General features: G+C 69.2%; 13 protein-coding genes. 11 read left to right on the forward strand and 2 right to left on the reverse strand.

Annotated elements, in window-relative coordinates; translation table 11 throughout:
• Positions 1-39 precede the first annotated feature (39 nt).
• From KRR55_RS07920 to KRR55_RS07945, 6 genes are all read left to right on the forward strand, one after another.
• Entirely contained in the window at positions 40-588 is a 549-nt protein-coding gene (locus KRR55_RS07920) for a DUF6328 family protein (protein ID WP_254455962.1), read from the forward strand.
• Positions 589-723: 135 nt separating this feature from the next.
• Complete coding sequence (locus KRR55_RS20775) at positions 724-1,599, forward strand: copper homeostasis protein CutC (RefSeq protein WP_472857762.1); 876 nt, start codon at positions 724-726, stop codon at positions 1,597-1,599.
• Between the two features lie 111 nt (positions 1,600-1,710).
• Positions 1,711-2,496, forward strand: a complete 786-nt coding sequence (hpaH, locus tag KRR55_RS07930; protein ID WP_217388537.1) for a 2-oxo-hept-4-ene-1,7-dioate hydratase — start codon at positions 1,711-1,713, stop codon at positions 2,494-2,496.
• Complete coding sequence (locus KRR55_RS07935) at positions 2,481-3,296, forward strand: aldolase/citrate lyase family protein (protein WP_217388538.1); 816 nt, start codon at positions 2,481-2,483, stop codon at positions 3,294-3,296. The genes hpaH and KRR55_RS07935 overlap by 16 nt, the downstream gene beginning before the upstream one ends.
• Positions 3,297-3,465: 169 nt before the next feature.
• Positions 3,466-4,212 carry a sulfite exporter TauE/SafE family protein gene (locus KRR55_RS07940; protein ID WP_217388539.1) on the forward strand — a complete coding sequence of 249 codons (747 nt, stop codon included), beginning with the start codon at positions 3,466-3,468 and terminating at the stop codon, positions 4,210-4,212.
• A 63-nt stretch (positions 4,213-4,275) separates the two neighbouring features.
• Positions 4,276-5,604: a cell division protein PerM gene (locus KRR55_RS07945; protein ID WP_217388540.1), complete on the forward strand. Its 1,329-nt coding sequence runs from the start codon at positions 4,276-4,278 to the stop codon at positions 5,602-5,604.
• Here the strand turns inward: KRR55_RS07945 and KRR55_RS07950 are convergent.
• Both KRR55_RS07950 and KRR55_RS07955 read right to left on the reverse strand, forming a co-directional pair.
• Positions 5,601-6,140 (reverse strand): DinB family protein, encoded by a 540-nt coding sequence (locus KRR55_RS07950; protein WP_217388541.1) that lies wholly within the window; start codon positions 6,138-6,140, stop codon positions 5,601-5,603. The genes KRR55_RS07945 and KRR55_RS07950 overlap by 4 nt on opposite strands.
• A gap of 15 nt (positions 6,141-6,155) precedes the next feature.
• On the reverse strand, positions 6,156-6,545 hold the full coding sequence (locus tag KRR55_RS07955) for a hypothetical protein (RefSeq protein WP_217388542.1): 390 nt from the start codon (positions 6,543-6,545) through the stop codon (positions 6,156-6,158).
• Between the two features lie 143 nt (positions 6,546-6,688).
• Between KRR55_RS07955 and KRR55_RS07960 the strand changes: the two genes are divergently transcribed.
• From KRR55_RS07960 to purN, 5 genes are read left to right on the forward strand one after another with little or no spacing between them, the layout of a single operon-like run.
• Entirely contained in the window at positions 6,689-8,212 is a 1,524-nt protein-coding gene (locus KRR55_RS07960; protein WP_217388543.1) for an ABC transporter substrate-binding protein, read from the forward strand.
• A 15-nt stretch (positions 8,213-8,227) separates the two neighbouring features.
• Positions 8,228-9,178 (forward strand): ABC transporter permease, encoded by a 951-nt coding sequence (locus KRR55_RS07965; RefSeq protein WP_217388544.1) that lies wholly within the window; start codon positions 8,228-8,230, stop codon positions 9,176-9,178.
• Positions 9,179-9,213: 35 nt separating this feature from the next.
• Complete coding sequence (locus tag KRR55_RS07970; RefSeq protein WP_217388545.1) at positions 9,214-10,083, forward strand: ABC transporter permease; 870 nt, start codon at positions 9,214-9,216, stop codon at positions 10,081-10,083.
• Complete coding sequence (locus KRR55_RS07975) at positions 10,080-11,831, forward strand: dipeptide ABC transporter ATP-binding protein (protein WP_217388546.1); 1,752 nt, start codon at positions 10,080-10,082, stop codon at positions 11,829-11,831. Before KRR55_RS07970 ends, KRR55_RS07975 begins: the two co-directional genes overlap by 4 nt.
• A gap of 10 nt (positions 11,832-11,841) precedes the next feature.
• On the forward strand, positions 11,842-12,408 hold the full coding sequence (purN, locus tag KRR55_RS07980; protein WP_217388547.1) for a phosphoribosylglycinamide formyltransferase: 567 nt from the start codon (positions 11,842-11,844) through the stop codon (positions 12,406-12,408).
• Positions 12,409-12,419: the final 11 nt, after the last annotated feature.

The raw sequence follows: 12,419 nt of genomic DNA on the forward strand, positions 1-12,419 counted from the left end.
GTTGGCTGGTGAAGCAGCATGCGTGAAGGTTCCCACCCGATGTGCCGGGATTCAACCCGGGCATCGGTCAAGGGATGGATGCCGAACGGGGGAGCCATGGACGGGCGCAATGAAACGGTCGAGCAGCGACTGGACCGGAACTGGAACGAACTCATGCAGGAGCTGCGGGTCATGCAGACAGGCGCGCAGATCCTCGCCGCTTTCCTGGTGGTCCTGCCCTTCCAGGCCGGATTCACGGCGCTGGGCCAGGCGGAACGGACGTTCTACCTGATCCTGCTGGTGTTCTCCGCGATGCTGATCATTCTGCTGGTCACGCCCGTTGCCGTGCACCGGCACCTCTTTGGCCAACGCGTCAAGATCACCACCGTGCACATGGGCCACGTCATTTCCAAGGTGGTCATCATCGGCGTGGGGGTGCTGGTGGCCGGGTGCGTGTGGTTCGTGGTCCAGGTCCTCTACGGCTGGGCGTTGGGCGCGCTCATCGGCGGGCTGGTGATGCTGGCTGCGGTTTTCCTGCTGGTGGTCCTGCCGCGGATCATCAAACCGAAGTCCTCGATCCCGGCCGCGGCAATACACGGGGCGGAGTAGCGTAGTGACGCACACGCCCTGGAATGACAACCCGGGTCGGTCCTCCACCCCGGAACCATGACAAGTCCGACCTTTCGTGACAGTGCCCGGCCGTTTGGCCGAAAAGACCGACAAGAGAATCGAGCTGCCTCGTCCATGAGCACCGAACGGCGTCCCCAAGACACGTCTCCCCGAATCGCCGGAACCCCTGCTGGCCCGGCCCGGGCAACACGGAACCCCACGGCCACGCTGGAAATCGCCGTGCAGGACGCGGCCGGGGCGAGGGTTGCCCTGGAAAACGGCGCCGACCGCATCGAGCTGTGCAGCGCACTGGGCCTGGGCGGGCTGACCCCCAGCCTGGCCACCACCGAGCAGGCGGTGGGCGTGGGCATCGGCGTGCATGTGCTGATCCGCCCGCGCGGCGGCGGATACGTCTACACCGCAGAAGAGGTCGACCTGATGGCCGCGGACATCGCCCATGCGGCCCACGCCGGGGTTGCCGGGATCGTTACCGGTGCGCTGACCGAGGACGACGGCGGCCTGGACATCCCGGTGATCTCGGAACTGGTGGCAGCTGCGCACGCGATCAACCCGGCCCTCGAGGTGACCGTGCACCGCTGCGTGGACGTGTTGCTGGAAAAGGGCATGTCCCTCACGAAACTCATCGCCCAGCTGCGCGTCCTGGGGGGTGCATCGCATCCTGACCTCGGGAGGTGCCCCGGCCTCGGGGGACGGCGCGGAGGTACTGCACCGGCTGCGTGCCGAGGCGCAGGGCAATCCGCAGGTGCAGGCCGGCGGCGGCGTGAAGCTCGAGGACATCCCCGCCCTGGCCGGGCTGGACGGCATCCACCTCTCCGCGCGCAGCCAAGCCACGAGGGGCGCCTCGGGTCCCGGCGGCGGGGACTCGGCGTTCGACGTGACCAGCGCGGAGCTGGTTGCCGCGGCCGCCGCGGCCCTGGCCGCATGCCGGTAGCACCCCGGACGCCTGGGGCGGTGCCGCGCGGCGCAGACACAAAGCCGGCGCGAATGTGACCCCGGTGACGTATTGGCTAACATGTTCAGGGTGCGACCCCGTGCCGGAAGGCCTTGGCCGGGGGAGCCACGTGACGTGCATCCAGAACTTCAGAAGGGGCCCAGGCCAGCATGCTCAACGATGAGACCATCACCCGGATAGCCGATGAACTCGTGCAGGCGGGCCACGACCGCGTGCCGGTCAAGCGCCTGACCGCCCGCTTCCCCGAAATGACGGTGGAGGACTCCTACCGGGTCCAGAACCTCTGGCGCCAGCGCTCGGAGGCCAACGGCCGCGTCCTGGCCGGACGCAAGATCGGGCTGACCTCCCGCGCCATGCAAATGGCCACCGGCATCACCGAACCGGACTACGGCATCATCTTCGATGACATGGTGCTCGACTCGGGCTGCACCATCGAGTGGGACAAGTACACCCACCCGCGCGTGGAGATGGAACTCGCGTTCAAGCTCAACAAGGACGTCGAGGGGCCCAACGCCAACATCTTCGACGTCCTCAACGCCACCGAGTACGTCATCCCCGCCCTGGAGATCCTGGACTCGCGCATCGAGATGGAGGGCCGCACCATCGTGGACACCATTTCCGACAACGCGGCCATGGGCGCCATGGTCATCGGCGGCAACCCGATGAAGCCGCAGGACATCGACCTGCGCTGGGTCTCTGGCATCCTGTTCAAGAACCAGGTCGTCGAGGAGACCGGCGTCGCCGCCGGCGTGCTGAACCACCCGGCCGCCGGCGTCTACTGGCTGGCCAACAAGATCGCCGCCCACGGCGACAAGCTCAACGCCGGGGAAATCATCCTGGCCGGGTCCTTCACCCGCCCGATGTGGGTGGACAAGGGCGACACCGTCTTTGCCGACTACGGACGAATGGGGACCGTGACATGCCATTTCTCATAGAACCGGACCCGTCCTTCAAGGACGCGCTCAACCACGCCGACCACGCGCTATCGGGGATCTGGGTGTGCTCCGGCTCCCCGCTGGTCGCCGAGATCTGCGCCGGCGCCGGATTCGACTGGATCTTCATTGACGCCGAGCATTCGCCCAACGGGCTTGAGTCGATTTTGGGCCAGCTGCAGTCGGTGCGCGGCTACCCGGTCATCCCGGTGGTCCGTCCGCCGGTCAACGACACCGTGGTCATCAAGCAGTACCTGGACCTGGGCGTGCAGTCGCTGATCATTCCCATGGTCAACAACGCCGAGCAGGCCCGCGCCGCGGTGGCAGCCTGCCACTACCCGCCGACGGGCGTGCGCGGCGTCGGGTCGGCGCTGGCCCGGTCGGCACGCTGGAACCGGATCCCGGACTACCTGGAACGCGCCGGGCAGACCCTGACGCTGATGGTGCAGATCGAATCGGCAGAGGCGGTGGCCAACGTCAAGGAAATCGTGGAAACCGAGGGCGTGGACGGCATCTTCATCGGCCCCTCCGACCTGGCCGCCTCGATGGGCGTGATCGGGCAGCAGGACCACCCCGACGTGGTCGCCGCGGTGGAGACAGCCATCGCCGCGGGCAAGGCGGCGGGCAAGTACGTCGGCGTCAACGCCTTCGCCGAAGCGCCCGCCAAGCGCTACATCGAGCTCGGCGCCCACTACGTGGGCGTCGGCGCCGACGTGGCCCTGCTGGCCCGCGGCACCGAGGCGCTGGCCGCAAGGTTCCGGCCCGGCGCCTCGGGCCCGGCGGGGACCCCCGCCAGCTACTGAGAACCGGGCCGCCGCCCGGGGCCCATGGCAAGCGGTCCTGTTCGGGGAGCAGTTCATTCACTCCTCGTGCGGGGCCGCTTGCCATTTGTCCCCGCAAGGCCGCCCGGAAGGTTTCCGGCCGCCGGCCGGCCGTCACGAGCGCGTGGCCAAAACCGATAGGCTCGCTTGAATGGACCTTTCCCTTATTTTGCTGGTGCTCGGCCTGGTCGTGGTCGGGGCAATCGCGCAGCGCGTGGCGGGGCTCGGGTTCGCGATGCTTGTCTCCCCGTTCCTGGTCATCGCCCTGGGCGCACACGAGGGCGTGTTCCTGGTGAACATCTGCGGCGTGCTTTCCTCGGCGATCATCATGCCGCGGGTGTGGAGGGACATCGACTGGTCGATGTTCCGCTGGCTGTGCTCCTTCAGCGTCTTCGGCTCGGTGGCCGGGGCGCTCATGGCCGGGGGACTGCCCTCGGCCCCGCTGTCGATCATCGTCGGCGCCACGGTGCTCGCCGCCCTGCTGCTGTCGCTGATCCTGGTGCGCGCCAACGTCACCGTCTCCGGACAGGTCCCCAAGGCCAGCGCCGGGTTCCTCTCCGGTCTCACCAACTCGCTGGCGGGCGTGGGCGGACCGGCGGTGAGCGCCTATGCGGTGCTGGCCCGCTGGCCGCAGCGCCCCTTCGCCGCGACGCTGCAGCCCTTCTTCGTGGTGACCGGGATGGTCACCATCGCCATGAAGTTCGTCACCACCCCCGATGCCCTGCCGCCGCTTCCGGTGTGGGCCTGGATCGGGGTCGCCGTGTTCATCTGGGCGGGCGTGCTCATCGGCGAACAGGTGCAGCGCGTGGTCTCCGACCGGCACGCACGCTTCTTTGTGCTTTGCTGCGCCTTCTTCGGCGCCATCACCGCCCTGGTCAGCGGGCTGCGCGCGCTCTAGGAACGCGGTGCCCGCCGCGTCAATCAGTGGTGCGCGGGCACATCGGTGGGACGATGGAAAACAATGAGTGAGAAGAAAAAGCAGCCGCCCGCCGCGGCGGCACTGAACGCGGCGCGCCAGCGGTTGAGCACCGGCTGGCCCATGCCGCTATTCCTGCAGGGAGCCTTCGAGTTCATGCAGGCCGCCCTGTTCTCGGCCTTCCTGGTGGTCATCCCGTGGTTCGCCGTGTGGTTCAGCGGGGGCTTCGCCAACCGCAGCATCGAATCGGTGCTGCAGATGGGCGGTCAGATCTGGCTCCTGATCCACGCGGTCCCGCTGCACCTGTTGCAGGTGGGCACCGGGACCGACCCCTCGCAGGGCTCGGCCGTGCTGGACTTCATCCCGCTGGGGCTGACCCTCATCCCGTTCTTCCTGTGCTGGCGGGCCGGGCGGCGCATTGCGCGGGCCTCCTACACCGACTCGTTGTGGCAGGGCATCCTTGGTGCCCTGGGCATCTACCTGCTCTGCGGGCTGTTCACCGGCTTCCTGGTGAACAACGAGGAGGCCAGCGTTTCGCTGCTGGCCGCCACCCTCATCCCGCTGATCCCCGCCGGGGCGGGCGTGATCACCGGCGCCCGCCGCGAGTCCGGCTCCTGGGGCCGGCTGATCGGCTTCGACGCCGCTGCCTGGATCTCCAAGACCTCCCAGCACTCGCGGTGGGCCGGGTCCTACGTCTGGGCGGTGCTCTGCGGCGGCACCCTGGCCTACCTGCTCACCTTCGCGCTGGCATCCCTGCTGCTGGCGATCAACCTCGCGGTGCACTGGGTCGATGTCTCCAACGTCTACCAGCAGCTGCGCCCCGGACCCATCGGATCGGCCGTGCTGACCCTGGGCCAGCTGGGCGTCATGCCGAACCTGGCCCTCTGGACCCTGGCGTGGATCACCGGCGGCGGCATCACCCTGGGGGTGGGCAGCACGCTGTCCACGCTGGAAACCACCGTGGGCCCGCTGCCGGCGGTGCCGGTGCTCGCGGCGCTGCCTTCCGGGGACCTTGACTACGCCTGGGCGTTCATGTTGTTGCCGGTGTTCGCCGGGTTCATGGCCGGCTGGTATTTCCTGCGGGTGGGGGAGAACCACCTGGACGACTGGGTGTCGCTGCGCATCCGCACCCGATGGCTGTCGCTCGGGCTGTCCACGGTCGCCCTGGGCGTGTTCGTCGGCACCTTTGCCGGCGCCCTGTCCCTGGTCGGTTCCTGGCTGGCCGGCGGGTCGCTGGGCATTGGGCGGTTCACCGAGGTGGGGCCCGACATCCTGTTGACGGCCGTGCTGCTTGCGGCGCAGGTGGCACTGGGCACCGCGATCGGGTACCTGGTCTCCCCGCTGCTCGAGCACGACCCGGTGCTCGACCGCTAGCGCGGCCTGCCGACGCCCAAATCGTGATGCAGGTGGTGCGCCGCATCGTGCCACGCGTATTGGGCCAACGTGGCGGTGGTGAACACCGCGCCATTGGACCTCGTCCCCATCCGCGGCAGTTGCGCGTCGGTCAGCGCCTCCAGCGCGTCGGCAAAGGACGCCGCGGATTCCTCCAGCCGCCGGGCCACCTCGGCGGCGGGGATCGCCGCGTAGTCCGCGCGCACCGCCGCCTCGTTCTGGTCCCAGCTGGCGAACGTCGGGGCGTCCGACTCCAGCATCAGGGCCAGCCGCGCGTTCATCACCTGGAGCATTTCCGCCACGTGCGCGCAATACTCGTGCGTGCTCCACACCCCGGGGTCATTGCGAACCCCTGCATCCGGCGCCGCCAGCGCGCGGGTGTAGTGCGGGACGGATTCGCGCAGCAGCGCGGCGACCTGCGCGGGGTTCAGCGCCCGCACATCGATCCCGCATTCGCCGCAGGGCTCAGAGAGCACCACGGTCCAGTCCTTGGTGTCGGGGGTTGGCTGGTCATTCATGGGACGATCCTCGATTCATTGGGGGGCCAAGTGGTCCCGGAAATCCTGGGTGCAGGCGGTCTCGGAGCGCAGGGTCAGCGCATCGGCGCGGCACTGCTGGTACTGCAGCGACGGCCCGAGGAACACCAGCTGCCCTGCCAGCAGCACTGCAACGAGCCCGCAGGCCACCGTCGCCACGGGCGCCGCCAGCTTCAGCATGCCGGCTGCGGGATTGCCGAACGCCTTCAGGGAAGTCAGCACGCCCAGGACGAATCCGGCCACGGCGAAGGGCAGCCCGGCGAGCCGAAACGGCAACGGCAGGTACCAGCCCGCCAGCGTGCAGGCCATGGCGACGACGGTGGCACCTACCCAGCGCAGCAGCGGGCGGGCTGCATCCGGTGCGTCCCGGCGGGTGTTGCTGGCCATGACACCCACACTAGCCCCCCGCTCCCGTTCGTTACATGGATTAGGTCGCCGCCGGGTGCACTTGCGTACGATAATGGTTTGTCACGGGTGCTTTTGCGCCCGCCGCGGCGCCGACGCCCAAGTACCGAAGGACTGATGGAACGATGCAGGCAACGCCAACGAGCCGACGCAGGAAAACCGGCGCATTGCTCGCCGCCGTGCTCGGCGCCACCCTGCTGCTTTCCGCCTGCAACGCCGGCGCCGGAACCGGTGCCCGGGACCCGCAGCAGCTGGTCGTCGCCTTGACGGGCGAACCGGTGAACCTCGACTTCACCACCACGGCCGGTGCGGCGATCCCGCAGGCCATGATGGCCAACGTGTACGAGGGGCTGGTGACGGTGGACCAGACCGGCGCGATCCAGCCGCTGCTCGCCACCGGCTGGGAAACCAGCGCCGACAACAAGTCCTACACCTTCACCCTGGTTCAGGGCGCCACCTTCTCCAACGGGGCGGCCTTCGACGCCTCCGACGTGAAGTTCTCCATCGAGCGGGTCAAGTCCGACGCCTGGCTCAACGGGCTGAAGTCGAAGATGGACGTGGTCGACGACGTGGTGGTCAATTCCCCGACCTCGGTCACGGTGAACCTTTCCCGGCCCTCGCAGGCGTGGCTGTACTCGATGACCACGCTGGTCGGGGCGATGTTCGACCCCTCCGGCGTGGACGACCTGGCCAACAAGCCGGTGGGCACCGGCCCCTACGCGCTCGAGTCCTGGGCCCGCGGGGAGTCGATCAGCCTGGTCGCCCGTCCCGACTACCGGGGCGCCGCCCCGGGCATTGCCCGCGTGACCCTGCGCTACTTCGCCGACGCAATCGCCACCACCAACGCCCTGTCCTCCGGCGACGTGGATGTCATCTACAACATGCAGGCACCCGAGCTGCTTTCCTCCTTCGAGTCCAATCCCGGCTACCAGGTCATCGAGGGCACCTCCAACGGCGAGATCATCCTGTCGATGAACAACAAGGCCAAGCCCTTCAACGACAAGCGGGTCCGCCAGGCCGTGCTGTACGCCATCGACCGCAAGTCGGTGCGCGACACCGCCTGGAACGGGCTGGGCGCCCTGGTCGGCGGGCCGGTGCCGCCCACCGACCCCTACTACGAGGACCTCAACGAGCTCTACCCCTTCGACCCGGCCAAGGCTCGCGCCCTGCTGAAGGAGGCCGGCGCCGAGAACCTGAAAATCACCTTCACGGTGCCCACCCGCCCCTACGCCACCGCCGTCTCAGAGATTGTCCAGTCCCAGCTGCGCGACGTGGGGATCGATGCGAGGATCGCCTCCGCCGAGTTCCCCGCCGTCTGGCTGGATACGGTGTTCAACCGCCACGACTACCAGATGTCGGTGGTCCTGGCCGTGGAGGCCCGCGACGTGCTGACCATGTTCAACAACCCCGACTACTACATCGGCTACGACAACTCCAAGATCAAGGCCGAGGCGGCGGCCGCGGACGCCGCGGACACGGCGAATTACGTGGCGGGCATGAAGAACGTGGTGCGCACCATCGTGGACGACGCGCCGGTGGACACGCTGTTCATCTTCCCGAACATCTCGGTGGCCAAGGCGGGGATCACCGGCCTGAGCGCCAACTCCGTCTCCGAGGCGCTGAACCTCGCCACCATCGCCTGGTCCTAGGGACAGGCGGTACGGATGCTGGTGCGCATTGCGGGGAACCTGGCCCGCTTCCTGCTGTCCCTGCTTGCAGCCACGGTTCTGGTCTTCGCCCTGATGCGCGTGCTGCCCGGGGACCCGGCAGTGATTGCCGCCGGGCAGAACGCCTCGCCGGAGATCGTCGCCTCCCTGGCCCGCCAGTTCGGGACCGACAGGCCGCTTCCCGTGCAGTACTGGGACTGGTTCTCCGGGCTCTGGCGCGGGGACTTCGGAGTTTCCTACGTGACGCGTGCGGACATCTCCCCGCTGGTGGCGGACAAGGTGCAGGTCTCCCTGATCCTGGTCTCAGCGGCCATGGTGCTCGCGCTGGCGATCGCGATCCCCGCCGGGACCCTCGCCGCGGTGCGGCACAACAAGCCCTCCGGCGCGCTGGTCTCCGCGGCCAGCCAGCTGGGCATCGCGATCCCCGGCTTCCTGCTGGGCATCGTGCTGGTCTCCTTCTTCGCCCTGCGCCTGGGCTGGCTGCCGGCCAACGGCTGGGTGGCCCCGGGCGTCGACTTCGCCGGGTTCCTCTCCCGCCTGGTGCTGCCGGTCATGGCGCTGGCCGGGGTGCAGTCGGCAATCCTGGTGCGCTACATCCGCTCCGCGGTGCTCGAGGTGATGCACGAGGACTACCTGCGCACCGCGCGGGCCAAGGGTCTGTCCCGGATGCGCGCGCTGGGGCGGCACGGGCTGCGCAATGCGGCGATCCCGGTGCTGACGGTCACCGGGGTGCAGTTCTCCGCGCTGATCATCGGCGCGGTCGTCATCGAGCGGGTCTTCGTGATCCCGGGCCTGGGCTCGATGCTGCTGGCCGCGGTGGGCAACCGCGACCTGCTCACCGTCCAGTCGGTGGTGATGGTGCTGGTGGCCATCACGCTGATCGTGAACCTGCTGGTGGACGTGCTCTACACCGTCCTTGACCCGCGCATCCGCGCCGCGGTCCGATGAGAACCCCGGAGCCGGAACCCATGACCCCAGGAGCCATGACCCCAGGACCCGTGTCGCCCGAGACGCTGAAGCCGGGACCCGTGCGGCCCAGGCCCGTCCCCGCGCTGCTGATCGGCGGGGCGATCGTGGCCCTGATTGCCCTCACCGCGCTGCTCTCGCTCGTCTTCACCCCCTTCGACCCGCTGCAGGCCAACCCGCCGGTGCGGCTGCAGGGCCCCGGCCCCCAGCATTGGCTGGGCACCGACAACCTGGGCCGCGACCTGCTCTCGCGGATCCTGGTGGGAGCGCGCATCACGCTGCTGGTCGGCGTGGTCTCGGTGGGCATCGCGGTGCTCATCGGCACCCCGCTGGGCATCTGGGCGGGCATGCGGCGCGGGGCCGTGGAGGAAATCACCATGCGCGCCTCCGACATCCTGCTGGCCTTCCCCGCGCTGCTGCTGGCCATCATGTTCGCCGCGATCTACGGGGCCTCCACCGTCTCGGCGATGGCCGCCATCGGCCTGGCCTCGGTGCCCGGATTCGCCCGGGTGGCCCGCGCCGGGACGCTGCAGGTGATGAACGCCGAATACGTGCTCGCCGCCCGCGCCGCCGCCCAGCGCCCGTTGCGCATCGCCGTCCGCCACGTGCTGCCCAACATCACCGGGATGCTGCTGATCCAGTGCTCGGTGACCTTTGCGCTGGCGGTGCTGGCCGAGGCGGCGCTGTCCTTCCTGGGCCTGGGCACGCCCCCGCCGGTGCCCTCCTGGGGGCGGATGCTGCAGGAATCCCAGCAATACTGGGGCACCTTCCCGCTCATGGCGCTGTGGCCGGGGCTCGCGATCGCGCTGGCGGTCATGGGCTTCAACCTGCTCGGGGACGGGTTGCGCGACGCATTGGATCCCAAGCTGGGGAGGGGCAAGGCATGAGGAACCGGGACACCGCGAGCGCCGGGGCGGGCACCGGGAACCTGCTGGAGGTGTCGGACCTGTCCGTTTCCGCCGGGAGCAAGGCCTTGGTGTCCTCGCTGTCCTTCTCCATGGCCGCCGGGGAGCGGATCGGGCTGATTGGGGAATCGGGCTCCGGCAAATCGCTGACTGCCACCGCGCTGCTGGGCCTGCTGCCCGACGAGCTCACCGTCTCCGGCACCGCGCACCTGCGCGGCTTCGGGCCCGACCTGCTCACCGCCAGCGACAAGGCGATGCAGGATTTGCGCGGGGACGAGATCTCGATGGTCTTCCAGGAGCCGCTTTCGGCCCTGAACCCGCTGATGAAGGTCGGCGCGCAGGTCGCCGAGGTCATGCTCCAGCACCGAACCGTGCCGAACCGCGCCGCCGCGCGCCGGCGTGCCGTCGAGCTGCTGGCCTCGGTGAGGATCCCCGATCCGGCGCAGGCCGCCGGCGCCTACCCGCACCAGCTCTCCGGCGGGCAGCGCCAACGCGTCATGGTCGCCATGGCACTGGCGAACGACCCGCAGCTGCTGCTGGCCGACGAGCCGACCACGGCGCTGGATGTCACGGTGCAGTCCCAGGTCCTCGAGCTGATCTCCGCCCAGGTTTCCGAGCGCGGCACCGGGCTGCTGTTCATCACCCACGACCTCGCCGTGGTGGCGAACATGTGCACCCGCGTGCTGGTGCTCAACAAGGGCCGCTTGGTGGAATCCGGGGACCTCGACAAGATCTTCTCCGCCCCCGAGCACCCCTACACCCGTGCGCTGCTGGCCGCCAGCGACCTGTCGGCCACCGACGGGCGCGGACGCCTGTTCACCGTGGAGACGGCCGCGGCCTACGTGCCCCCGGCACTGCGCGGGGGGACGCCGCCGGCCGCGCCGACCCCGCAGGCACCGCGGAGCGAGGCGGCCGCCGGACCGGCGCTGATCAGCGCAACGGGGCTGGGCCGAACCTACCACCGCGCCCGCACCACCCCCTTCGGCCCGCGCCCCGTGGTCAACGCCCTGGCCGATGTCAGCTTCACCGTGGCGCCCGGGGAACGGGTGGGCATCGTGGGGGAGTCGGGATCGGGCAAGTCGACTCTGCTGCGCATCCTGGCCGGGCTCGATACGCCCACCAGCGGCCAGGCCACCGTCGCCGGAACCTCGATCGCCGGGGCCCGCGAATCCGACCTGGTCCCGCTGCGCAACGCCCTGCAGATCGTCTTCCAGGACCCGCTGGGCTCACTGGACCCGCGGATGAAGGTCGCGGACATCATCGCCGAACCCCTGCTGGTGCCGGGGCGGAAGCTTGACGCGGCCGGGCGCCTGGCCGAGGTCCACCGGATGCTCGGGCTGGTGGGCCTGGACGCGGAATCGGCGCATCGCTACCCGCACCAGTTCTCCGGCGGGCAGCGCCAGCGCATCTCCATCGCCCGCGCCCTGGTGAACCGCCCGCGCATCCTGGTGGCCGACGAGCCGGTCTCAGCGCTGGATGTCTCGGTGCGCGCGCAGGTGCTGAACCTGATCGCCGACCTGGTCGACGAGTACGCGCTGACGCTGCTGCTGGTCTCCCACGACCTTTCGGTGGTGCGCCACCTCTGCGGGCGGGTGATCGTGATGAAGGACGGGCGCATCGTCGAATCCGGGGACACCGAGCAGATCTACAACCACCCCGCGCACCCCTACACGGCCCAGCTCATCTCCAGCTCCCTTGACCTGTCCGAGGAACTGGCGATGCCCAACTAAACTTGTATCCATGCGCATCGTAGTTCTTGTCTCCGGCACCGGGTCCAACCTCCAGTCAGTCATCGACGCCGTCGCCGACGGGTCGCTGAAAAACGTGGAAATCGCCGCCGTGGGCGCCGACAAGCACGGCACCTACGGGGTGGAACGTTCCGCGGCCGCCGGCATCGAGACCTTCGTGGTGAACTTCAGGGACTACGGACAGCGCGCGGACTGGAACCACGCGCTGACCGAGAAGTGCCTGTCCTACGAGCCCGACTACGTGGTCTCCTCGGGCTTCATGCGCATCGTCGGGGAGGAATTCATCAACGCCTTCGACGGCACCTACATCAACACGCACCCGGCCCTGCTGCCCTCCTTCCCGGGCGCCCACGGCGTGCGCGACGCGCTGGCCTACGGCGTCAAGGTCACCGGATGCACCGTCCACATCGCCGACGCCGGCGTGGACACCGGCCCCATCCTGCGCCAGGAAGCCGTGGCCATCGAGGACAACGACACCGAGGACACCCTGCACGAGCGCATCAAGGTGGTCGAGCGCCGCCTGCTCATCGCCACGCTGGCAGACCTGGCCGCGAAGTAGCGGGCGGGCCG

The organism is Paeniglutamicibacter quisquiliarum, assembly GCF_019084045.1.
GTDB classification, from domain to species: Bacteria; Actinomycetota; Actinomycetes; order Actinomycetales; family Micrococcaceae; genus Paeniglutamicibacter; species Paeniglutamicibacter quisquiliarum.